13 protein-coding genes and 4 pseudogenes are annotated in these 24,731 nt (G+C 58.3%); 5 read left to right on the forward strand and 12 right to left on the reverse strand.

From position 1 onward, the window contains the following. Positions 1-248 precede the first annotated feature (248 nt). From AYM40_RS25260 to AYM40_RS25270, 3 genes are all read left to right on the forward strand, one after another. On the forward strand, positions 249-1,595 hold the full coding sequence (locus AYM40_RS25260; RefSeq protein WP_063495219.1) for an IS4 family transposase: 1,347 nt from the start codon (positions 249-251) through the stop codon (positions 1,593-1,595). 13 nt (positions 1,596-1,608) lie between these two features. Continuing rightward, positions 1,609-2,691, forward strand: coding sequence for an acyltransferase family protein (locus AYM40_RS25265; RefSeq protein WP_158515323.1), 1,083 nt, complete (start codon positions 1,609-1,611; stop codon positions 2,689-2,691). 536 nt (positions 2,692-3,227) lie between these two features. Further along, the gene (locus AYM40_RS25270; protein WP_063498934.1) at positions 3,228-4,319 is read left to right on the forward strand and encodes an IS110 family transposase; all 1,092 of its coding nucleotides are present in this window, start codon (positions 3,228-3,230) and stop codon (positions 4,317-4,319) included. 62 nt (positions 4,320-4,381) lie between these two features. On the opposite strand, the pseudogene AYM40_RS25275 reads toward AYM40_RS25270, so the two are convergent. The 8 genes and pseudogenes from AYM40_RS25275 to AYM40_RS43830 form a co-directional block, all read right to left on the reverse strand. Further along, a pseudogene (locus AYM40_RS25275) lies at positions 4,382-5,704 on the reverse strand (IS5 family transposase). A gap of 408 nt (positions 5,705-6,112) precedes the next feature. Next, positions 6,113-7,201 (reverse strand): annotated as a pseudogene (locus AYM40_RS25280) (IS5 family transposase); the annotation flags it as partial. Positions 7,202-7,382: 181 nt separating this feature from the next. Further along, a complete protein-coding gene (locus AYM40_RS25285; RefSeq protein ID WP_063498935.1) occupies positions 7,383-8,702 on the reverse strand; it encodes a hypothetical protein in 1,320 nt (439 codons plus the stop codon). A 230-nt stretch (positions 8,703-8,932) separates the two neighbouring features. Beyond that, entirely contained in the window at positions 8,933-9,331 is a 399-nt protein-coding gene (locus tag AYM40_RS25290; RefSeq protein WP_063498936.1) for a GtrA family protein, read from the reverse strand. Between the two features lie 39 nt (positions 9,332-9,370). Next, entirely contained in the window at positions 9,371-10,111 is a 741-nt protein-coding gene (locus AYM40_RS25295; RefSeq protein WP_063498937.1) for an SDR family oxidoreductase, read from the reverse strand. Then, a complete protein-coding gene (locus tag AYM40_RS25300) occupies positions 10,108-11,424 on the reverse strand; it encodes an FAD-binding oxidoreductase (protein ID WP_063498938.1) in 1,317 nt (438 codons plus the stop codon). Before AYM40_RS25300 ends, AYM40_RS25295 begins: the two co-directional genes overlap by 4 nt. A 3-nt stretch (positions 11,425-11,427) precedes the next feature. After that, positions 11,428-12,852 carry a UbiA family prenyltransferase gene (locus tag AYM40_RS25305; RefSeq protein ID WP_063498939.1) on the reverse strand — a complete coding sequence of 475 codons (1,425 nt, stop codon included), beginning with the start codon at positions 12,850-12,852 and terminating at the stop codon, positions 11,428-11,430. A gap of 168 nt (positions 12,853-13,020) precedes the next feature. After that, a pseudogene (locus AYM40_RS43830) lies at positions 13,021-13,232 on the reverse strand (GDP-mannose 4,6-dehydratase); the annotation flags it as partial. Positions 13,233-13,613: 381 nt separating this feature from the next. Between AYM40_RS43830 and AYM40_RS25310 the strand changes: the two are divergent. Together AYM40_RS25310 and AYM40_RS25315 are read left to right on the forward strand one after the other, a co-directional pair. Continuing rightward, positions 13,614-14,624, forward strand: coding sequence for a GlxA family transcriptional regulator (locus tag AYM40_RS25310; RefSeq protein WP_335341234.1), 1,011 nt, complete (start codon positions 13,614-13,616; stop codon positions 14,622-14,624). A 407-nt stretch (positions 14,625-15,031) separates the two neighbouring features. Continuing rightward, positions 15,032-15,649 (forward strand): annotated as a pseudogene (locus tag AYM40_RS25315) (UTP--glucose-1-phosphate uridylyltransferase); the annotation flags it as partial. A gap of 124 nt (positions 15,650-15,773) precedes the next feature. Here the strand turns inward: AYM40_RS25315 and AYM40_RS25320 are convergent. The 4 genes from AYM40_RS25320 to AYM40_RS39005 form a co-directional block, all read right to left on the reverse strand. Further along, complete coding sequence (locus AYM40_RS25320; protein ID WP_063498941.1) at positions 15,774-16,496, reverse strand: hypothetical protein; 723 nt, start codon at positions 16,494-16,496, stop codon at positions 15,774-15,776. Positions 16,497-16,516: 20 nt separating this feature from the next. Next, the gene (locus AYM40_RS25325) at positions 16,517-18,898 is read right to left on the reverse strand and encodes a YjbH domain-containing protein (RefSeq protein ID WP_063498942.1); all 2,382 of its coding nucleotides are present in this window, start codon (positions 18,896-18,898) and stop codon (positions 16,517-16,519) included. A 1,054-nt stretch (positions 18,899-19,952) separates the two neighbouring features. Continuing rightward, a complete protein-coding gene (phbB, locus tag AYM40_RS25335; RefSeq protein ID WP_063498944.1) occupies positions 19,953-20,696 on the reverse strand; it encodes an acetoacetyl-CoA reductase in 744 nt (247 codons plus the stop codon). A 567-nt stretch (positions 20,697-21,263) separates the two neighbouring features. Continuing rightward, on the reverse strand, positions 21,264-24,410 hold the full coding sequence (locus tag AYM40_RS39005; protein WP_158515324.1) for an EAL domain-containing protein: 3,147 nt from the start codon (positions 24,408-24,410) through the stop codon (positions 21,264-21,266). Positions 24,411-24,731 lie beyond the last annotated feature (321 nt).

Consider the following 24,731-nt stretch of genomic DNA (forward strand, 5'->3'; position numbering starts at 1 on the left):
TGTTGCACTTGGTATTTGAAACCGCCCTTCCAACTTCTGCCGTAGCGTCGCAGATTATCGTACGGAAACCGGGACGCACATGACAAGCAAAAATACTGGGCAAAAGTTTCACTCTTTCGATGGGTTGCGCGGCTATATGCATCTCGTTATACACAAATCGACAGTTCCGGAGACGATGTTGGATAGCAAAGTAGCCGGAAGGGGGTTGTTAACAATGCGGATTTCGCGTTTACTCTCGGATTTTCAGCATGAAGATCCGAAACGACGCGGGAGCATGGGTGGACGAAGAATTTGAGACTCTGGATTTGGGCGATCCACGGCGAGACCGGCGCGCGAAGGAACTGATCAAACGGTTTGCCAGCCGGCCCACGGCCAGCATTCCGGGCGCGTGCGAAGGCTGGGCCGAGACGATGGCAGCATATCGCTTTCTAGGCAATGAGCGCATCGACTGGCGCGACATGATGCAGCCGCATTGGGATCGCACCACGGCGCGCATGGGAGCGTTGCCGGTGGTGCTGTGCATTGCCGATACGACAGAGCTGAACTTTAACGGTCAGGACATCGAAGGGGCCGGCCCACTCAGTTATGAAGCACAGGTGGGCATGTATCTTCACGCGACTTATGCGGTGACACCGGATCGGGAGCCGCTGGGTGTGATGAATGCCTGGATGTGGGCGCGCGAGTCACGCGATGCAAACGGCAGGCGTGGCGGAGTCAGGGAAAGTGCGCGGTGGATCGAAAGCTATGAGATCGTGGCCGAACAGGCACGGGCCCTGCCAGACGCGCGGCTGGTGTATGTGGCCGATCGTGAAGGCGACATCGCGGCGCTCATGCAGCGTGCGCAGGAATTGGGTGAACCGGCGGACTGGCTGATCCGCTCGCAGCACAACCGTGCCTTGAAGGACGAAGAAAAGCTGTGGGACAAGGTGCACGCGGGTAACGTGCTCGGCCGTATCAGTTTCGTGCTGCCCGGGCGCAGTGGCCAGAAGGCACGTGAAGTGAAGCAGGAACTGCGCAGCCAGCGCATTACGCTGCCCGGTCGCGTCAGCGTCACGCTCACCTGCGTCGAGGCGTATGAGGTGGATGCGCCAGCGGGCGTAAAGCCAGTCATCTGGCGTCTTGTGACCAACCGCGAAGCGGGTGATGCGGATGCGCTCATCGAACTCATCGACTGGTACCGCGCGAGATGGGAAATAGAAATGTTCTTCAATGTCCTGAAGAACGCCTGCCGGGTTGAGGCGCTGCAGCTCTCGCAGATGGAACGGGTAGAGAAGGCACTTGCGCTGTACATGGTCGTATCGTGGCGTATTGCACGGCTCATGCGTGTGGGCAGAACGTGTCCGGAGCTAAACGCGTCGCTATTCTTCGCGGCTGACGAGATACATGGTGCTCACGTGCTCTGCAAGAAGGCGCGTCCGAAAAAACCACCGACACTGAACCAGATGATACGGATGATCGCGTCACTGGGTGGATTCCTCGGGCGCAAGAGCGATGGTGAACCGGGCGCGAAGACGTTGTGGATTGGCATGCAGCGAGTCATGGATGCTGTGAGCACCATCCAGATCTTGCGCGACGGCTACGACACTTCTGTATAACGAGATGGGCTATATGGCGTGGTGGGTGGTATTCGCCCACTCCAGCCAACTGACCGGTATCGAGCGCATTCTCCCCGTGCGAGTAACTGCCTTCATGGATGGTGGTGAACCAGCTGTCAACGTCTTCATCATGCTCAGCGGGTTCGTCATCACGCATCTATGCCTGAGCGAGCGCGCGTCGTACGCTCAATACATTCGCGAGCGCGCATTCCGCATCTATCCAGTCTACCTGCTTTGCCTCGCCCTCGGCATCGCGACATTGCCTGCGCTTCTATCTGCTCATTCGACGCCCTGGAGCATTGACCCGCACATGTGGCAGGTGCGCGCGGCTTCTGAACGCGAGCATTTTGCGGCCCACTTCCTACTGCATGTCTCGTTGCTGCACGGGCTGGTACCCGACAGCATATTTCCGTACAGTGCGCGCACTCTGCTCGGCCCGGCATGGAGCTTGAGCCTAGAATGGCAGTTCTACCTGATAGCCCCGCTGATCGTGGCGCTCGTTAGCCGCTCGCGCGTTTCGCTGGTTATTACTTCCGTCGTCCTGCTCGCGATGTCATGGATATCTCGTCATGACCTGATCTGGACATGGCAGTATCCATCGATGGTGTTGATCCCTATGCCGCTCTTCTTGATCGGCATCTTGACGCGGGTATTTTGGGGTGAGCTTGGGCGCATACCGGTGGGCATGGTGCTGCTTGTCGGGATCGTCGCAGGGATGTTCCTTGGCGCGCTCAAGCATGAATTCTGGATCTGGACTATTTTCGTGGCCGCAGCCCTTCAGGAGTCGCGCTTAACCCCAGTCCGGGGACTTGCGTGGCTTGCGGCGAATCCATTTGTCGTCTGGCTGGGCAAGGCATCTTACTCAACTTACCTTGTGCATATCCCATTGCTCATTGTTGCAGTCAGCCTCGCGATCAAGATCGGCGGCCCGCACGTTCAATTGATGGTACGGACCGCGGTTCTCGGCGTACTAATACTTGTGATTCCGATCAGTCAATTGCTATACCAGCATGTCGAGAAGCGATTTATGGTGATCGGGAGGAGGAAAATCAGGCCGTCATTCGATACGCCTACCGCGGCGGATCCGGCTCAATGAGTTACCACAACTGAGAGGCAGCACGCTGGAACGGCACGTAGATGAGGCGCTTGATAAAACCGTTCCACGCGGCACCATCCTGACGAGTTCCGATGCGCAACGTCGCCAATGCCCCTGTAGGATTGATGCGTCGAAACCAGCGTGAAGGGATGAGTTTCCGCAGCCGGCGGCGACCCAAAGCGCGAGTAATTTAGCGGAATGTCGGATTACGACAATGTGCCGTCTCTCGGTAGCGGCCAATCTGCAGCCCCAGACGCGGCGCCTCGCTTGTAGTTGTGCCTCAGCTTCAGGCCGCGCCGCGGCCTTCGCTAGATGTTAGCTAGTCCGCCCTGAACAATTCGTTGCTCGTCCCGCTGGCGTCACGCCATCAGATCGGCGGCAATACCTGCCGTTGAACAAAGCAGCGAGAACGAAGACACAAAGAAGCCGCAGCTTCCTCAGGATCATCCGAATTAGTAAGGACTTTCCCGATCTCGTGGCATAGCGATATGCGAGGATGGTTGGTGCTGTGCAACCCATCTGAGAAGGGGAAAGTCATGGACGAGATTACTCGTATCGGCGTGGATCTGGCCAAAAACATCATCCAGGTACACGGCGTGGACAGCATGGAACGCGTGGTGGTCAGGAAAGCAATCTCGCGGCAGAAGTTTCCCGAATGGTTTGCCAACCTCGAGCCGTGCCTGGTCGCAATGGAAGCGTGCAGCGCAGCCCACTACTGGGGGCGCAAGCTGCACGCGCTCGGCCACAAAGTCCGCCTAATCGCGCCGCAGTTGGCCGCGCCGTATCGCAAAGGCGGCAAGCACGTGAAGAACGACAGGCTGGATGCCGAGGCCATCTGCGAGGCCGCGGGCCGGCCGCATATGCGCTTCGTGGCCGTCAAAACGGCGGACCAGCAAAACGTGCTGGTGCTGCACCGGATGCGGGACGGTTTCGTTGAGGAGCGTACCGCGCTCGTCAACCGGCTGCGCGGTGAACTGGTCGAGTTCGGCGCGTTCCTGCCGCAAGGCATCGACGCATTTCGCGCCCACTTCGTCGAGGCACTGGAGGACGGGGCCACTGAACTGAACGGTGTCGCGCGCACTGCGCTGGCGCGAGGCTGGGAGCACGTGCAGGCCCTCGACCGGCAAATCGCCTGGTGCGACGCGCAAGTCGCCACGCACGTGAAGCACGACAGCAACGCGCAGCGCGTGATGGCGGTCATCGGCATCGGGCCGCTCACCGTGTCGGCCACGGTGGCCACCGTCGGCGACGCTCGCCTGTTCAAAAACGGTCGCCAATTTGCCGCTTGGCTCGGCACGGTGCCCAAACAGGCGAGCAGCGGCGGCAAGACCCGGCTGGGCCGCATCACCAAACAGGGCAACACGTATCTGCGCACGCTGCTGTTCCAGGGCGCGCGCTCGGCCGTAACGAGCGCTCATCGACGAACCGACCGGCTCTCGCGCTGGATCGTTCAGCTCCAGGCACGCGTAGGTTGGTATCGAACGCTGGTGGCCGTCGCCAACAAGCACGCGCGCATCCTGTGGGCGATTCTGGCCAAGGGCGAGCGCTTCGATCCCTCGTATGTCTCCACTCCATCAACACTGAGGCCAGCCACGGTAGGACAACAGCACGAACAGGTAAATTCGTAGCGTCACCTAAAAGTGTGACTTCGTAGTCGACCCTGAACAATTCATTTCCCGGGCCGCCGACGTCACACCATCACGTCGGCGGCAATGCAGCGGTTGAGCAAAGCAGCGAGAACGAAGACGCAAAAAAGCCGCAGCTTCCTCAGGATCATCCGCAGGTTGTGGCCGGCACCGCACAGTACCGCGTGCATCGCGTCGCCGAGCGCACCTTTGAGCCAGTTGCGATCAAGTTTTCCGTCTGTCTTCATGTGGCCGATGGCTGGCTCGATTGCGCTGCGCCGCCTGATCATCGCGCGGAGTCCGCGTGTAATGCCGCGGCGCAAGCCCGGGTGGTAGATCTTCACGCCGTCGACGGCGACACCCTTGTAGCCACGGTCGACGATGGCCACTTCCGGCCTGGCGTCGCACAGGATTGCCGCCTGTTCTAGCGCTTCAGCCAGCGTATGACCGTCGTACGGATTGCCTGGCATCGAGCGCATGCCAACTACCAGCCCTTCCTTGTGAGTCGTCGTGATCGACACTTTCACACCGAATTCGTAAGGCTTGCGGGCCTTGCCTTTGGCCAGACACTCGACTTCAGGCGCGTGTAGCGCATAAAGCTTGTTTTTGTCTTTCGGCTTCTGCGCCAGGATGCGCTTCGTGCGGCCAATCAGCTCCATTAATGCTGCACGGCCGGGGTCTGCCACCTGAGCGACCTGTCGCTCCACATCGCGCATCACCCGTCCAACGCGTGAACGCAGCGTGCGCAGTGCTTTCCTCATGCGTTTGTACTGCTTCGCATGAGCGTAGCGGCCAATCTGCAGCCCCAGACGCGGCGCCTCGCGGTTGTAGTTCTGCCGCAGCTTCAGGCCGTGCCGCGCGGCCGCCTTCACCAGATGTTCGCGACACCGCTCGAGCAGCCGTGAATCGGTTGGATGGGCGATCGATTTTTCCATCACCGTCGTGTCGACGATCACCCGCTTCACGCTCGCGGCCTTGATCACGCCGGCACGTTTTGCCGCCTCGATCGTCTCGGCCAGCAACTCTTCAACGCCGGCTTCGCCCAGACGCTTCCTCCAGCGCGTCAGGCTCGACGGGTCGATTGGCGGCTCCGTCTGCAGGTACGTCTCGCCCGTAAAGACCTACCAGTACGGGTTTTCAACCCATTGCCAGACGACCTCTTCGTCGGACAAATCGAACGCGTGCTGCAAGTACAGCAGCCCCGCAATCAGCCGCGGCGAGCTCGCCGGTCGACCTTTGCCCGACACGAAGCTCTCGCTCATCAATGCGCCCAGCCGCTCCCAGTTGATCAGGTCAGTCAGGCGTACCAGCGGATGCTTCAGGTTGATCTGTTCGCGCAGCGGTTGCCGGAAGAAATCTCCCTCCGGCACAGGCGTCTTCGGACCCATCTGCACCTCGTCGAAAAATGCAGGATTCTTGCGTTAATGTGCCAGGTTCCTGCAAATCTCACAACACCATTTCGGCCTCAAAGCTCCGCCGCGCGAGGCTCTCCGAATTGTTCAGGCTCGACTTCGTAACCCAGGACGCAAAGGCAAGGATAGCGACAGGTCAGACCGGCAGCGGGCGAACTCGAACAACCTTCAGGCGCTACATCGCATGTATTCGCCGTCATCCGGATGGAGTCCTGCTGCGCGGTTACTATCCGGGCCCGGGCACCCGCAACGATGGTGCTCAACAAGGCCGCTTATAGGTGTGCAGTCTGTCTCGCCGCTGAATGCCGAATGTGTCCCCGATGACATGGGAATCGAATGGATGAATGGATAAATCAACCCCAGCTTGCAAAAAAGGGAAAGTCCTTATAGGAGGTTGTGGCCCGCGCCGCACAGCACCGCGTGCATCGCATCGCCGAGCGCCCCTTTGAGCCAATTTCTGTCGAGTTTTCCGTCGGTCTTCATGTGACCGATGGCTGGCTCGATCGCGCTGCGCCGCCTGATCATCGCGCGTAGTCCGCGTGTGATGCCCCGCCGCAAGCCCGGGTGGTAGATCTTCACGCCGTCGATCGCGACACCCTTGTAGCCGCGATCCACAATCGCCACCTCTGGCGTCGTGTCGCTCAGGATTGCCGCCTGCTCCAGCGCTTCAGCCAGCGTATGACCGTCGTACGGATTGCCCGGCATCGAGCGCATGCCAACTACCAGTCCTTCCTTGTGGGTCGTCGTGATCGACACTTTCACGCCGAACTCGTAAGGGGTGCGTGCCTTGCCTTTGGCCAGACATTCGACTTCCGGCGCATGCAGCGCGTACAGCTTGTTCTTGTTCTTTGGCTTTTGCGACAGAATCCGCTTCGTGCTCGCGATCAGCTCCAGCAACACAGTACGACCTGAGTCTGCCACCTGAGCGACCTGTCGCTCAACATCGCGCATGACACGGCCAACGCGCGAACGCAGCGTGCGCAAGGCCTTCCTCATGCGCTTGTACTGCTTCGCGTGAGCGTAGCGGCCAATCTGCAGCCCCAGACGCGGCGCCTCGCGGTTGTAGTTCTGCCGCAGCTTCAGGCCATGCCGTGCCGCGGCCTTCACCAGATGTTCGCGACACCGCTCGAGCAAGCGCGAATCGGTTGGATGGGCAATCGCCTTCTCCATGACGGTCGTATCTACAATCACGCGCTTCACGCTCGATGCCTTGATCACGCCGGCACGTTTGGCCGCTTCGATCGTCTCGGCCAGCAACTCTTCAACGCCGGCCTCACCCAGTCGCTTGCGCCAGCGTGTCAGGCTCGACGGGTCGATCGGCGGTTCGGTCTGCAAATAGGTCTCGCCGGTGAACACCTGCCAATACGGGTTCTCCACCCATTGCCAGACGACCTCCTCGTCGGACAGATCGAACGTGTGCTGCAAATACAGCCACCCCTCAAGCAGCCGCGGCGACTTTGCTGGCGTACGCCTTGGCCCTCATCGCACGGCATAGGTTCCGTCATCGAACAGGAATCTCAAAGCGACAGCAACCTCACTCGAAACCCTACAAATCCATGACGCAAAAAACTTGCTGAAATGTTTTCATCTCATAACTTTGATTGATCGGCTGACGCGGTGACGCAAACTCGCTACGCTTCAAATCGGAACTGTGTTATTTCCACTTATAGATGTTAAGGCTTTCGGCTTTGCTCAATACGAGAGCTGCTGCATCAGCTTCCTGTTTGGAGTCCCATCGTTCCGTGGTAAGTGGGGCGGTAAATTTCCTAAAGTGAGAGATATGAGGTAAAAGATATGCAAATGACGTCGTCCAGTAAATAAACGTTATAGAAATCAAGACTCCACTCCAAGAGTATTTTGCAAAAATCTTTTTCTCTGTAGTCTTCGCGACTAGTCCTAAGAGGCTCGCCGCGTAGAGGCAGGATATCAATTTATAGCGAACGGCAACCCAATCATCGATATTAGAATTGATGCGCACAATTGAAATTGCCGCGAAAGCAGCTAGCAGGAACCAGAGAAATGCCGATAATGCACGGCGCTCCTTGAGTGCGCCAACCCATAATAGTCTAAAATGTAAAATAATTAACGCCACCCCAGTGAGAGCGGGAATTATCACCAGCTCTTTGGGCAGGGTTACGGCGCGATTATTTAACATACCAAGCGAACCAATCTGGACGAACAGGTACAGTAGGCGCGTGGGTAGGGAAACCGATGACCCGCCGTCGGTTTGGGAATTTGCGATTATTAGGGGCGACATAGTCGCGTGGAAATCATAATGAAAAAAATATAACCCGATTGTAACAACGCTCAAACCTGAGGCCCAGGCCGCCCGGCGCCAGTCCCTGTTTAGAGCGAGATAGATCGCGGCCAGCGGCAGAGCGATCAAGCCGTTGGCTTGAGAGGCGACGCTGGCGACGAGAGATAGGAAGCCCACTACCGTTCGGCCTGAAAAGAGCGCCCAATACCCAAGTATAGCAAAAGCATAAACACCGAAATTGGAGACTGCCGCCATCGGAAAAGATAGCAAACGGAAAAATGACAAATTGAATAATAGAAATGCAACCACCAGTTTGTACGTGCCGACTTCATTCGATTTTTCCATGGATTGATCGGCTGGCTGTAATGACCGAACAATCGCAAAAGCTGCAACGAGCAGGAGTGTATTTCCAAATAGATTCAGCGCCCAAAACGATACCTTGCCGGCCACAAGCCAACTGAAAATTGCGGCGATATGAGTCGTAATGACGCGATGCTGGTTGTTCTGACTTACCAGACTGGCTATAATGTTTGAACGTGACGGATTTTCCGCAATACGGGTAAGCGGTTCCAGGATCGAAAAAAAATCATCAAAATACGGTGCATTTGGGCAGAATTTCACAACAATCGAATAATACAAAATTACAACAAATACGACAGAAAAATTCTGTATTGTTTTTTTGGTGGTTCCATCTATGCAAATCTCGTTCGTTTTCATTTATCCTCGCTGTCCTTTAGTGGAATCCATTCGCTTCTGGGGAATTATGAACGCTAATTCTGTGCCACGTATCACTCAGTGCTACCTCCCTAAGCAGAGCAGCGCGCATCAGAGATGCAGATGCTTCCGGACAGCGGGGCAGATTTGCATAATGAATCATGGGCATTGAATATGAAATTGATACCTGGCCTGCTTTCAGTCAGAGGTTACGCGGTTTTCTACATTGCGATTCATGAAAATACGAATTTTTTGTCCAGATGGTACTTGACTAAATACCCCATCGTGAGCCCCAACGCTCCACCACCCAGTCTGGCCGACTCGGTATAAAAAAGTCGGTCTGCACCGAATTCAAATCCCCAAAAAATAGCCGTTGTTCCGAGACCCATGGTCGCGTAAAGAATGAAATTCCTGAGTCCGTGTGCTAAGTCACGATGCCGGAATTTAAATATCCAGATCTTATCCAGGATAAATTTTGCCGCTAGTCCTACTATTGTGCCGGTCAGTACGGATAGAGGGACTGCGTAAAGCAAGGGCCATGTAATCAGGAACACCTTCTGCGTTCCGAGGTTTGCTCCGATCGAAATGGCAGCGAACAGGGAATAAAGAAAGACAATTTTTGAACCGGTCATGGTGGATTGATGAGGATGGTTATCTATATGAACGGCGAGTTACAGCGACACGCGCTTGAACAGGAATCCCGGTACCGACCGAATGATCAACATGATGATCGTCCAGAACCACCGCGTGTACAGCACATCCTTGCGCTTCTCGATCGCGCGCACGATGTCCGTCGCCACGTGGTCAGGTGTCGCCACAAGCGGCCCCGGCAACGGCAGTCCTGCCGTCATTGGCGTAGCGACGAAGCCCGGCTTGATTGTCACCACATGGACGCCGGCCTTGAAGAGCCGTGCATTCAGACCTTCGCAGAACGCCGAAAGCGCCGCTTTCGCACTACCGTACAGATAGTTCGAAGGCCGCCCGCGGTCGCCTGCCACTGAGGAAATCACCGCCAGCGCGCCACGCTTCTGCGCTTCGAGAACATTGGCGATCGGCGTCAGCAAAGCGATCACGGAAACCGCGTTGGTATTGAATTCGCGCGCCGCCACAGCGGGATCCGCCTGGCACGCCGCCTGGTCCGGCAATGTGCCGGGCGCCACCAGCACGATATCGAGCGCGCCGAGTTCGCTCGCGCAGCGTTCGAGCATGCCGAAGTGCCTGTCGAGGCTATCGATATCGAGTTGATGACAGGCCGCGAGTTGCGCTCCACGCGCGGTCAGATCGTCCGCGACCTGCTTGAGACGCTCGCCGTTGCGGGCAACCAGAAAGAAGCGTGCGCCTTCTTTGACCCATTGGCGGGCACAGGCAATAGCGATCGCCGAGGTGGCGCCAACAATAAGAATGTTTTTCATGGTCGAGTGGTCCGTTCCCAGAAGCGCGATAGCAAAGCAGGGTCGCGTAGTGCTTCGAGTTGCTGCCATTGAGGGTAAGCGGCGCGAAAGTCGGCACCCGGCATGTGCGCGTCCTTGGCCGGATAGATGCGGCCGCCTGCCTCGCGCACGATCGCGTCAAGCTGGGCAAAGAGCCGTGTGTTCAACGCGTCGCGTTGCGGAAAGTCGAGGGCCAGCGACGTGCCCTCCCGGGGGAACGATAAAAGACCCGGCGAGCACACGTCGCCGCACCGCTTCAGCACGGCAAGGAACGAGCCGGTGCCGCTCCCGGCAATAGCGTCGAGGATCGCGCGGCTCGCGTCGCGCGCCGCGCCCGGAGGGACGACGCACTGATACTGTTGAAACCCCGCGCGGCCGTATATGCGGTTCCATTCCAGCAGGCTGTCGAGTGGATAGAAGTAGGCGTCGTAGCTGACCGTCGCGCGGATTTCGTTGCTTTGCTGCTTCTGATAATAAAGCTCGTTGAAGACGCGCAGAGTGGCCCGATTGAACACGGGGATGGGCAGCGTAAACGGCACGGTGCGCTTCTTCCTGCTCGCGAGTTCAAGCGGTCCGTCCTTGGCATGGTCGCCGACCATGAAGATGCCGCGACCGAGCGCTGAGCCTCGGCTCTGGCAGTCGACCCAGGCCACGCTATATTCATGCAGCGCATCGAGTCGTTCGGAAAGCGCAAAGAATTCGTCGAGATTCGCAAAGCGGATGCTCGTCACATCGATCATGCTCGAGCGAATTGGCATCAACTGGATTTCCGCCCACAAGATCATGCCGGTGAGCCCGAGTCCGCCGATCGTGGCGGAGAAGAACTCCGACTGCTCGTCCGGCGCGCATTCGAACTGGGTGCGGTCGCTACGTGCCAGCGCAAAGCGGCGTACGTGCCGCCCGAACGTACCGCGCACGTGATGATTCTTGCCATGAACGTCGTTGGCGATGGCGCCGCCCAATGTCACGTACTTGGTTCCAGGCGTCACCGGCAGCATCCAGCCGCGCGGAATGGCAACATTCAGAATCTGTTCGAGCGTGACGCCGGACTCGGCGCGCAGCACACCGGTCTGCCAGTCTGCCGCGATCAGGCGATCGAGCGACAACGTCTGGACGACATGACCCGAGGCGGCGAGGCAACTGTCGCCATAGCTGCGGCCATTGCCGAAGACGAGGCTTGTGCCGTGTTCGCGGCTGGCTTCGACCCACGCGTTGCGAGCTGCGTCACGCCATGCGACGGCGTGTACTTCCTGCGGCGAGTTGGGGTAGCGCCCCCAGGACAGCGCGGCGCTCATCGACTAGGTCGCCGCCCAAAAAACGAGACCGCAAAGCGTGACGATGGCGAGGCTTATACGATCGCGCGCGGCGAATACGATTGGGTCGTCGTGCATCGAACCGCGGTGCGCAATGATCCAGGTGCGGCTGACCCAGTAGAGCAGTAGCGGACAGGCGAGCCAGATCACTTGAGGATGACGGTACAGGCTGGCCGTCTTTGCATCCTGAATATAAAGCGCAAGTACGAGCACCGCCAGGTAGCCCGATGCCGTACCGAGCGACGAGATCAGCGGCAAATCGCTCGCGTCGTACCCGCGCCCTCGAGTCTTGACGAGGCCACGCGCTTTTAATGAATGCAATTCGGCGTATCGTTTGACGAGGGCAAGGCTCAGGAAAATGAACATCGAGAAGGCGAGAAGCCAGAACGTCAGGTGCACTCCGACGGCTGCAGTGCCCGCGATGATGCGGATCGTGTAGAGCATCGCGAGCACGACTACGTCGATGATTACCTGGCGCTTGAGGAACATCGAGTAAGCAAGCGTCAGTGCATAGTAGCCGAGCAGCACGACGGAGAAGCGCCAGGGCAGGAAGATCCATGCCGCAGCGAATGCGCCGACAAGTAAGACAGGGATCAGCCATAGCCCCCCGGTGAGCGGCAACGCACCCGAAGCGAGGGGGCGTTTGCGCTTGACGGGGTGATGGCGGTCGTCTTCCAGGTCAAGCAGATCGTTGAGCAGGTAAACGCTTGAAGCGCACAGGCCGAACGTGAAGAATGCCAATAGGGCCGCAAAGACGGATTCCGGGGACGACAATTTGTGTGCGGCCAGCAAGGGCACGAAGATCAGGAGGTTCTTCAGCCATTGATGCAGCCGCAGCGATTTGGCCCACGCTTTCGCTGCGGGCGGGCGTGACTCGATCACACGCTCAACGTTCCCGATCTTGCGTGCGGCTCGCTCGACGCCGTTGCCGGGGTTGACCACGTAGGCGCGCTCGGCCGATCGCCAGACTTCGACGTCGTCGTGCGAGTTGCCGGCATAGTCGAAGCCCTGTTCTCCATATTCGGCGACAAGCTTTTCGCGCTTCTTGTGCGAGGACAGATTGAGGCCATCGTGTGATGCGAATGTCTGGTCAAAAAGGCCTAGGTGCGTAGAGATGGCTAGCGCATAGCGCTCGTGGCTCGCAGTGGCGAGCACCAGCGAGCGGCCCGCATCGCGCTCGGCCTTTAGCCACTCAAGTACGGTCGCGTCATAGGGTAAGACGGTAACATCGACGTTCGTCGCGTCGGCGAGGCGTGCTTTCAACACTGACTTGCCGCCACGCGTGAGCCAAAGAAGCGGTTCATAGAACCGATGCGGCATTGCTTTCAAATAGGCAAGCCCGGATTCGATCAGGATGTCTGAGCGAATCAATGTGCCATCAAGATCGACGACGAGTGGTATGCCGCGCATTCAGTCGGCCCTGTAGACGGTGGAAACGGGGATCGGGAATCTCATGAAGGAGGATCCTCGATTTGAATTAACCGCTTCCGCCAAAACGTTGGTTGATTCCGTCGAGAGTCGGTTCCAAAAAGTGCTAGACGCTAACTTAAACGTTCCAGTTCTTCCGGATAAGATCCAGCTTTCCGATAACTGCGGATCCGTTGCGGACAGCGAACCAGGTACTTCGTCGATCGAAACGTGCAGGAAGCGGAAGGCTGCCTTGTCGGCATCGCTCCGTGTGTTCCAGTACGAGCGGGTCGCTTCCAGCAGCGTGAACGTGCCGACCGCATGGTCTGAACGAAATCAGCCGGGCCGTTAATCGAGCGGTCGACGTGGCTCTCGGCTGTAAAACCAGCAGTACCGTTCCGTTTGTTGCGTGTAAACGTCGCCCCCAACACGCAGCAGCCGGATTTATGCAACAACGCCCATTTTGAATGCAATCGCTTACTGAACTCATTTTGAATTTCAATGCTATCTTTGCGATGGCCACCGATTCGAGCCGAAATTCGCTTGCTTATCTTTCGGTTTTTTTCGATCACGCCCAACTTTGGGGAATCTCCATTTCTGGTGCATGCAAATTACATCCATCTTTCACATTGCCTAAAACCGCCAACATGTGGAGAGATTCGGCCAGTACATATTGAAAGGGCAGTTTTTTTTGTAGGATAAAATCCGTAAATAAATCCAGCTCAACGCAAGCTGGAACGTCCACTAAATTCCGGGGAAAAATTATGATGGAGGCGGTTCACAGTAACAGCGTAGCGCGGCTACACGTTCTGCAAGACGCGCGCACGGTGAGAAATATCGGCATAGTCTTGTTCAGCGGCTTTGCGTTGCCGGAAGCAGCCACAGTCCTGGAAATATTCCAGTCGGCGAATGCGCTCACCGAGACAGAGACTACACAGGGCGGCCAGATACGGTACAAGGTTTGCCTTATATCGGCGGCCGGTGGCCGGGTTGACAGTTCGTCTTCCGTGTTCGTCTGGACCGAAGGTGTCGAGGCGCGTCGCTATTCAGACGGTTTCCACGCGTTATTTGTTGGCGGTGGAGGCGGGGTGCGCAATGCAACACGTGATGAACGCCTGACTACCTGGCTGCGTCGCGAGTGCCCGCGCAGCGGACTGGTAGTCCCGATCGGCGAAGGGCGGTTGCTGCTCGAAGCCGCCGGATTCGGACGCGCTGGCAGCAGCCAGCGCTGGGGGGGCGGACGCACTTCGGAAACCTTCCAACACTGTGCTCCCACCGTTGGCGTCTCGACGGCTTTCGCTAGTCCGTTGCACAGTGCGCTGGCGGTCGTTCAGGAAGATTTTGGTACTGAAATCGCGCGCCTGATCGAAGATCACGTCCTGCCTCGGCCCCATCAGACGCGCTTTACGGCGACTATCCGCGAGAATGCACCCGCTTACGTGAGCGAAAAGATTCAGGCATCGGCCAAGTGGCTGGAGGCGAATGGCGACCGACCGATCTCCATCGATGAGGCGGCGCAGGTTGCCGCAATGAGTGAGCGAAACTTCCTGCGTCGCTTCAAGATCGAAATGGGCGTCACGCCGTCCGAGTATCTGTCGTATGTGCGGCTCGACATGTGTTGCCGCCTTCTTGTCGAAACCGATCTGCCGGTCGACAAGATCGCGCGCCGTTGCGGACTTGGGGGTGGTGGCTGGCTCGCGAAACTCTTCCGCAAACATCTTGCGACAACGCCAACCGAGTACCGCGCCAGCAAGCGTCTCATGAGCACGTCGTGATAACCGATCTGTCTGCGGTAATGGCGGTTTAGCCGCCATAAAGACCGCGGATTACGATTTGTGTGCAATGCCATATAACGCCATATAATGCGGTGCGATGCGCTGTTAAAGAACACTGCATCGTATCGAATGACAAGCTTATATTCGCTGGATGGAATTCGATAGTTGAGATTTGCCGAATAGTGCCTGAAGAAGGGCATTTGTCATCATAAGATCAATTGTCAGGTGGACAAAACATATTGAGTGAGCCTGATTCAGGTTGCACAAACGATTGCGATTTCAGAAGTTGCCTGGTTTGACTGCTCCAGCATGGGTCCCTAACGACGTCTGAAGGACGAGCAGATGTGCCTCGGAACTTGAGCCTGCTCTCCTTCAGGAGGGTAGGCTTTTTTAATTCTTCTGTGCCAGTGCGCAGCATCAAGCCGAGCCATGTCGACTGCTTCTACGTACGCCAGCCTGAGGCGCTCGGCCTCGGCCACGCGGTGCTGTGCGCCGAGAAGCTGGTCGGCGATAACCCGTTTGCGGTGATCCTCGCGGACGACTTGCTGTACGGCACACCACCCGTGATGACGCAGATGATCGAGGTGTTCGACCACTATCACAGCTCGGTGATCGGCGTCGAAGAGATTCCGTCGTCGGAGACGAAGTCGTACGGTATCGTCGACGGCAAGCAGTGGGAACAGTCGATCATCAAGATGTCGGGCATCGTCGAGAAACCGGCGCCGGAAGTTGCGCCGTCGAACCTCGGCGTGGTGGGCCGTTACGTGCTCATGCCGCGGATCTTCGAACACCTGCGCGCGCTAAAGCCGGGCGCCGGCGGCGAACTGCAGTTGACGGACGCGATCCAGTCGCTGCTCGCCGACGAGCAGGTGCTGGCATACAAATATCACGGCAGGCGCTTCGACTGTGGCAGCAAGCTCGGCTATCTGAAGGCCACCGTCGAGTTCGCACTGCGGCACCCGGAAGTTAGCGAAGACTTCCGGGCATACCTGGAAGAGCATCTGGCCGTGCCGCAGGTTGGTTGATGGATAGGCTCACTGTCTCGCCTTGAGGCTGCGAACTGGAGACGTCAGTGATCGCCTCTATACAGGCTCGACCCGAGGGAAAAAAAGCCTGCTCGTCTTGGGGGCCGGCAGGCAGACACCTCGTCTACGTCCCCGCTCCGCCAGTGCCACCCGTACCGCCGGTTGTCTTGCCTGGCGCGGAGCCACCTGAAATGGGCGCGGCAGCGCCCGCGGCAACTGCCGCGGCCGCAAGAGATGCGGCGGGTTGGCCTTCACTCGTAATCGCCCCATCCGTCTGCAGGGTGTCGAGATCCGCGTCGGCTCCAGGTTGACCTGGCGTGAACGATACGGTCAAGAACGAGTTCGTGGACAACGTCACGCCATATGTGCTTTTTATCAGTTGCGCGACGGCGTTTTCTGCGTTTGCTATCACCGTGCTATTCGTCAGCGCACTCTGGTAGGTCGGATTGGTCGTGATGCCGGCAATCAAGCCATTGAGCGTCGTGCCGAGCTGTCCGGCCAGGTAACTCAGAAGCAACTGCGTGAGCGGCGTAACGTTGTATGTCCCAGCACCGGAAGCAAACGAATTGAGGACGATCGAACCACTTGTCGCTGTAATCAGACACGGGCCGTCGAAGCTGAACGTATCCGAATAAGATCCGCTTGAATTCGAAGTCGTGCTACCTGAGCCGTTCTTGCAGCTCAACTGGATGGTCGCATTAGCCAGTGCAGCGCCGACTGCCGCCGTTCCATGGATGGTCGCAGTGGGCGAACTACCGCCTCCGCCACACGCAACGAGCGCGCTGCTTGCCAGCGCAATTGATCCAAACTGCAGCGTGCGCCACGCGCGGGCGTCAAATAGCTTCATCGATTTTCTCCAAAAGAAAGTCACTCGCAATTGGCAGGCAACTGAGCCTGCACTTTCGTCACATCCTGCAAACTGGCTTCACAGGCACCGGCCGGCGCCACTGTTATCGCAGCAGAAGGACCGGCTGGCTCGCCATGACGATCCAATTTCGACGGATCGTCGTGAGGTCTTGCATAACGGTCGTACGCGTCGCGCATTCGATAGAGTTGCGTCGCGAAATACGCCGCGCTAAAGCGCCCTTGGTTCAGAAGAACCTGGTCGGTGCTATACGCGAAGCTCAGGTTCTGCGCTGCATCAGGCGTCAGGTAGTTGGTCGAGCCCACGCGCGTGCGGAAGTCCAGTGCAAACGCCCCGGAGCCAGAGACCTGGGTAATGCCCGGCTTCATACCTTGGCGCGGCGTGAGCGGGAAGCTGATGGCTGCGCCTGCAAAGCTGCCTCGGCCGCTATGTTCGCCATATACGCTGACAGATACATCGTCGAACCAGCGCGTTAGCGTGATGAGCGGGCCCTTGTCGCCCCCAACATAGCGGGCCACGCCAGCCTCGATCCATAGCTTCCACGAAGGTTGTACCCATCTGTAGGTGAGCATCGCGTTCGTTTCGTGCGGCAGCGTCTCCCGGCCGGGCTCCTGGTGCAGATACGCGAGACGCAGTCGGACGATGTCTGGACGGCCTGGGACAAATGCCGTGGTTTCGTTCTCGATGCCAACGTACTGGTAGTCGAACTTGCCCACGGCGGCCACGTTCAGGACTTGCGGCATGATCCAGAAACTCTGTGCCAACGCCGCACTGGACAGCCCGCCGCGCAGACGGTACTGGCTGAACACGCGACCGTCGTCCATGTTCTTCGTGTTGTACAGCGGCGCAATATAGCTTGCATACAGCTCAGCACCCCGCCAAAGCGGAACGAATCCTTCAATATTCGCCCCAACCGAAATGTCGAAGTTTCCATATTCGGTGCCGTATAGATAGCTCGTAACGGGTGAGATCTGAATGCGCGTGAGCCCGTGGTACCGGTCATTGCCGTACCACACAATCGAGTCTGCGTCATAGTTCAGTTGCGCTCGCATCGTCATCGATGCGCTTGCCGCTGCGGGTGCCCCCCCGGCGAGGAATTGTGCGTAGGCTTCGCGATCGACGGCAACGTCGGCGAGCGGTTCATTGGCCTTCTTGACTACCGCATGAACTCGCTTGATGCCACGCGGTGCATTGATGCTCGCCACACCCAGCACGATGCCGAGCGCGTCAGCTTCGTTCTGGTTGTATCGGTGGTTCTCGTATTCGACGATGAGATCCTGGCCGCTGATCCCTACTCGCACGTGTTCGAGGCCCGCGGCAAACAGTTGCGCAGCGATCGAATCGAGCGCTGAGGTGTCCACCGGCTCGGGAATGACCGGCGTGCGCTCAGCGGGCACCGCAGGGGATGCATCGGCCACGACGACGGACGCGTAGGACTGCAGCGGCGGCACAAATGAAATCGCTTCTTGGGCAACATCATTCGGGTGTTCCGCCACGGCCAGTTCGTGAGGCGGCGGCAAGCTACGCGGCACGATAGCTGCACCTGCACCTGCACCTGCACCTGGGTCGGTCGGTCCCTGCTGTACCTGAGCGTTGGTATCGTCGCACAGACCGCCTGCGCAGCGCTGTGGACTGAACCGCTTGCCGAGCGGTATCTGAATTCCCACCGAGATCGACGTGCGCGGCGATACACCGTCTGTCGATCTGAGCGCGCGCGTCACCGTACCGATGATGTTGGCGTCGGCTAGCCAGCTAATGCGGGGCGACTGATAACGCACGCCTGCGTAGGGTGTCTTCGAGTCATCTTCCGCCAGCAGCGACAGTCCCGTCTGCCAGAGCGACAGCTGGACACCTCCAAACAGGCCGTCAAGCCGATCGCCTTGCCCGTAGCCGATTGTCAGGTTGAGCGGCCCGAAGGGCTGTGACACCTCGCCGTACTTGGAGCGAAAGAAATGGGTTTGACCGCCGATGTCGGTCATGCCGAACGCAATGGCCGGCTGATATTTGAAGAACTGCGGTACTTCCAGTTTAACGTCGGCTATCAAATGACGAAAAATGAAGTGGTCCGCGCCGGCATACGGCGCCGGCACATCCCCCGGATAGTTCACCAACCCGCCAGCCAGCTCAACATACGGCAGGAGTCCGAACGCACCCCAGTAGATCTGAGAACCCGTCGCCTGTTTGCCGTAGCGGGGGGCGATGTAATCGTTGTACTGTGCTTCGCCAACACCTTCCGGCAATGCGAACGCATAGGGGATCACCAGCCCGCCTGCCTGGCCAAGCGAGTTCAGCGCCGGATCGACAGCATGCGCCGACCCGGAAAATGCCAGTGCAGCGCCGAGTGCCAAGGCTTGCGGGGCGAATTGAGGTCGATTTGCGCGCAATCTGCTGAGTCCTTTTTAGCGATAAACCGGTTGACGGGCGAGGTTGCAAAGCAGGGATCGCGCGATAGAGCAGACCGATTCCGTGGATGTGCTCCATACCATCAGCTTCTTTCGACGAACAAGAAGGTGTCGTCGGCACGCACGAACGTACACAACACGGCCACGCCTGACCGCCACGTGGCAAGGCCAAACGCTGTATGGGCGTGGCAGATCCGGTGCCCGCTTTACGCACTAACGCGATCCGCCTGGGCGGTGTTGGGTTGACCCGGCTGACGGAATAGGAGAGGGAGCGGCCACAAGGGTCCTGGCGCATCTGGCGACGGCGGACCGGGGCAGCGCAGTCCGGATATCGAAACGTCGAGCCTTGCAGATATTCAATCCGCCTGCGTTGCGCGTGCTTGTAGCTCTTCGGCATAAAGCCGTAGTGGACGCCGCCGCGGCCGCCCTGGCAAACCTCCGGTTGCGACAAGGCCAATCTCCCTGGCGATACCTGTACGCAGCAAAAGGACCGTGCTGTTTGACATCATTGGGGCGGTTCAACCGAGGCTTGCTGCCGTGCAGAGAACGCGGCACTTTCTATGGCAAAGGCTCAAGGGTCGCCCACCACTCGTCACTGCTTCACTATCCTGTTGTCCCACATCACATCTTTCATCGCTGCAATGTCCGGGTCTTTACTGAGGAGTTCTAGTCGTTGGGGTCGATCCTATAGAACGACTAAAACTTCCGCCATCGAGTGTCCGAATGCGACCTGATGTTGGCGAATGCGGCCCGACACCTTCTCGCGTTGCTCGTTTATGGGCTGCGACGCACCAGAAGCGTTGCTCGTTCGCGAGCTGTTGTCACAGGAGAGCGGGGAGGAGGTACTGTTGACCTCGCGAGGCCGTTTCGTATCGCGCATGGTGCCTGCTGCAACGGAGGATCTGCGCAAGACCCGTGCTCAGGCAGGTGGGCATGAAATTGGGCGGACAGGCGGGATGGCCCGAGCCTGATTGAGCGCACCGCGACGCCCAGGTGAAAGGTTGCGGTGCGTGCGATCAGTCGATCTGCCGTGGACTCAGTGCATATGCTGGCCGCCGTTGATGGCGAGATTGGACCCCGTTACAAAACCGGCATCGTCCGAGCATAGATAGAGCACAAGCGCTGCCACTTCTTCGGGCTTGCCGAGCCGGCCGACGGGGATCTGCGGCAGGATCTTCGTATCCAGAATCTCCTGGGGAATAGCGGTGACCATCTTGGTGGCGAGATAGCCAGGTGAAATGGTGTTGACGGTTACCCCCTTGCGCGCCACTTCCTGCGCCAGCGATTTGGTGAAACCGTGCATGCCAGCTTTGGCCGCCGCATAGTTGGTCTGGCCGATAGATCCTTTCGAACCGTTGACCGAGGAAATGTTGATGACGCGCCCCCAACCGCGTTCGACCATCTCCTCGCACAACGGCTTGGTCATGTTGAAGACCGAATCCAGATTGGCCCGAATGACTGCATCCCAGTTGATCTTGTCGAGTTTCCGGAGCGTCATGTCCCGTGTGACGCCGGCGTTGTTCACCAGAATATCGACGGGGCCAATCTCAGACCGGATTTTGCTTGCACAGTGCTGACATGAGTCGTAGTCGGTGACGTCTACCGGGTAAGCGCGGAAGCTTCGTCCACTAGCCTCCATGTCGGCCAGCCAGTCAGCGACGCCGAGGTTGTTCAGCGAGTGTGTGACCACCACCGAATAACCCGCGTCATGCAGCTTTGTACTGATCGACTCCCCAAGTCCACCCATGCCACCCGTCACTACCGCGATTCGCTTCACCATCGTTTTTTTCCTGGTTGTGATATCTGCGGGAGTCCTGCGCATTTCGTGGCGGTCCCGCACATCCCGCCAATGCATTTCAGCAATACGCCGCCACCTTCACCTGCTCAGGTAGTCGGTTGAACATCGATTGCATTGCGTAAGGCTGCGCGCCTCGAGAGACACGGCGTCTGGCCGAGACGGGTCTGGTCGTATCATCTTAAGAGGGGAGGTAACGTCGATTCCGTCAAGCGATTGGTGTAATCCGCCATTCGCGAATGCGATGCAGGAGCGGGAGCCGCGGGGAGTCAGCGTCGGGTCGTTGGAAATTCGACGTCCCACGGCCCATCGAACCGATTTAAGCGAATGCGCCTTTGTCCTGTTCAGTCAACAGCTTGGCCCAATCCGCCACGGGTGATCGTCGTGCGATTGTTCACCCTACACTGTTCCTCGGTCCATTCGAGGGTCTCTCAGATGTGCAACTCCCTCGAAGGTTAGCCTGCCGCTTACCCTCCGGCAGGCATTTTTTTTTCGTGCCTCTTGCACAAGCCACTACCTGCACAGCGGCTCCCAGGGGGACCTTGTCGCCTGTCAACTACGTGCATCAAATCCATGAACAAGAACTTCTTCCATGGGAGCAGGTGCGTGGACGAAGTATCCCTGTATATAGTCGACGCCCATGTTTCTCAGCAATGCCGCGACGGCTGATGTTTCGACGAATTCCGCAATGGTTCGCTTGCCGACTGCCTTTGCCACATCGCAGATACACCGTACCATTGCCTGATCAATGAGGTTATGTGCCAGATTGGTAATGAACTGTCCGTCGATCTTCAGGTAATCCACGGGCAACGCTTTAAGGTAACCGAACGATGAAGCGCCACTTCCGAAATCGTCAAGGGCGAAGTGCATGCCTCGCAATCGCAGCGACTGGATGAACTCCGTTGCCACCGACAGGTTCGTGATCGCCGCTGTCTCTGTTACTTCAAAGCAAAGCTTATGCGCGTCGAATTGCAATGCGTCAGCCAGATCCCACACGTACCGATGGAAGGCGTGGTCGCCAATGGACTGGCCGGAGAGGTTCACCGCGATACTGTCAACGTGGTTCAGCTGGTCGCGATTGCGGGTCATCCATGTGAATACGTATTTGACCACCCAGCGATCAATGCGTGAGGCCATGTGGAAGCGCTCAGCCGCTGATAGAAAAGCATCGGGCAGGACCAGATTCCCATCCGGCTCGCGCAGACGCAACAGGAGTTCGCACCGAACGTGGCTCTCCTCGCGACCAAGCGCCTGTATGCGCTGGGCATAAAGCTCGAAACGGTCTTCATCGAGGACTTGCTCCAGACGCGTGACCCACTGCATCTCGCCGTGCCGTGCAAGTACGGCCTTATCTGCGTCGAACCACGCGTGCACCCGGTTACGTCCGGCGTCCTTGGCGGCGTAGCATGCATTATCGGCAGCCTGGAGCACAGCCGCAGTCGTCGGCCAGCGATCGTCAATGGGCACCAGACCAATGCTTGCGCCAATATGGAAGCGCCGTTCGTTATAGGCAAACCGGAATTCGTCGAGGTGCTCGCAGATCCGGGAAGCGACCCAATGGGCCCGCTCCGTATCGCACTGCTCCAGTATGACGCCAAACTCGTCGCCTCCCAGCCGGGCCAGGGTGTCGGTATTCCGGATACACTGTCCCAGTTGGTTCGTCACCTGCTGCAGCAACTGGTCGCCGGCGATATGACCGAAGGTATCGTTCACAACCTTGAATTGATCCAGGTCGATGTACAGCATGGCATGTCTACTGCCGGCCTCGCGTGCGTGGGATAGCACGCGGTTAAGTTGCGTTTCGAATTCTGCGCGATTGAGCAACCCGGTCAGGGCGTCATGCGTGGCACGGTAGCTCATTTCTTTGGCGAGCCGACGTTCTTCCGTCACGTCGTGAAACACCAGTACGGCACCCAGGACTTCTCCAATCGTACTGACGATCGGGGCAGCGGAATCCATGATCGCATGTTCTGTACCCCCCCGTGATATGAGGACCGAATTGTCGGTGCTGCTCACGACGCGGTTCTCGCTCAGACACTGCATAGCGGGACTTGGAGCGCGTACGCGAGTCGATTCGTTGCGGGCATCAAATACGTCCTCAAGGTCCAGGCCGCGCGCCTCGGCAACGAGCCAGCCAGTTAGCCGCTCCGCGACCGGATTCAGGTAGGTGACGCGACCGTCCGGATCGGTCGTGACGACGCCGTCGCCGATTGAATGCAGCGTGATCCGGAGGAATTCATGCTGTTCAGCCAGGGTCGCCTGCATCTGTTTGCGTTCAGTCGTCTCGAGGACCAGAACAGCACACTGATTGGGTCCGGGACGATATGCAACCATGTCAAACCAGCCGCCGCCCGCTGCAGGTAGATCCTGTCGCGCAACTGGCTCGCCGGTTAGTACAACCGAAGTCAGCGTGCCGAGCCAGTCCCATCCCTGATCAGCCGGACCTGCAAACACCTCCGAGACGTTCTTGCCGATCATGAGTTCGGACGGAATACGGCTCGTCCTCGCAATTGCCGGATTTGCCGCGATGAACCGTAAGTCGACGACTTTCGCGTTTGCGTCGCTAACAATATCCAGCAATACGAATCCCACCTGCATGTGCTCAAACAGCGCGCGATATCGGCCCTCGCTCTCGAGCAGGGTCGCCTCGATCTTCTTGCGGTCAGTGATATCCTCGATAACGGCCATGGATCCCCATGGCGTGCCATCGCTCTGCCTCTCGAGAACGGCGGACAACAATACGTCGATCACTTCCCCGTCCTTCCGCTCCATCTGGTATTCGACGTCGCGGCAATGGCCAACACGGAAGAATTCGGGAAGCACCACCTGACGTGCATACTCGCGCGATGCCGGTGTCAGGAACTCGGATGAGGAGCGCCCCAGTACCTCAGCCCGGCTATACCCAAGCGTGTGAAGCCATAGGTCGCTCACACTCATGAGCTTGCCCTGCATATCGATCGAGTGAAGCATCGCCGGCGTGCGTTCGTAGAGTTCGCGATATCTCCGCTCGCTCTCGGTCAACGCCTGTTCGGCGCGCCTGCGTTCACTAACATCGCGTCCCACGGCATAGATCGCGACGGTCCGTCCAGCCATGTCTGACATCGGCCGGTAGTTCCAGTGCACCCATCGCTCGGCGTTATCCATTGAGGCCATACGGGCGACAAGCGTCGCGCCTGATCGACGCGTCATCGCGTCGCGCAGAGCCACAGCCGCCGATGCGCGGTCTTCATCGGCAACGGTGTCAAGCAGGTTGGTGCCTAAAAGCCTCAACGAGGAGCCGTCTCCGTAGCGGGCGGAGGCGTCGCCCATGTAACCAATCTCTCCACCGGAACTGGCGAGCACGATAAGGTCTGCTTCCTGTTCAGGGAGCGTGTTCACATCGGAGTCATTTCCGGACAAGTTGCCGGCGAGGGCGCCCGTAGACAGATTGAGTAGACAGGAGCTGACAATGTGAGCCAGGCCGTCCAGTGCGGCTCGTTGTATATGAGTCAGGTGTCTGGGCGCGCATGCTGCTACTGACACCACACCGATACAGTGCCCCATCGGGAGAATGATCGGCGCGTTCGCATAGAACCGGATCTCAAGTCGATCGAAGACGAGCAGATTCTGGGCAACGCGTGGATCGTCAGCCGTATCGACCACCTCGATTCCTTGATCGTTGCCCGGAACGAGCCGGCAGAATGCTGCTTCAGCGGCCATCCACGCTTCTGCGGATAGTCCGACATCTGAATGGAGCCAGTTCAAGTCTACGCCCGGCAAGGTCACCGCCGCGATCGGCACCTCGCAAATCGCCGCGGCAACGCGGGCGACTTCCTCAAAAACTGACGTAGCTGTGCCGGTGGCAATGGTCGCATTGATATCGCCGGCGCGACGCGCAGCCCGGTACTCAGGCAGACGGTGAGATGTCATGTCGCGTTCCCCGGAAGATTGCACGACTAAATGGGAAAGATATCACCAGCGTACGCGGGTTTTTTGTTTCTGTCGTTTCCGGACCATATCTGGATTGACGGTCCCGGCCAG

Origin of the sequence: Paraburkholderia phytofirmans OLGA172, from assembly GCF_001634365.1 — a bacterium.
In the GTDB taxonomy this organism is placed as follows: domain Bacteria; phylum Pseudomonadota; class Gammaproteobacteria; order Burkholderiales; family Burkholderiaceae; genus Paraburkholderia.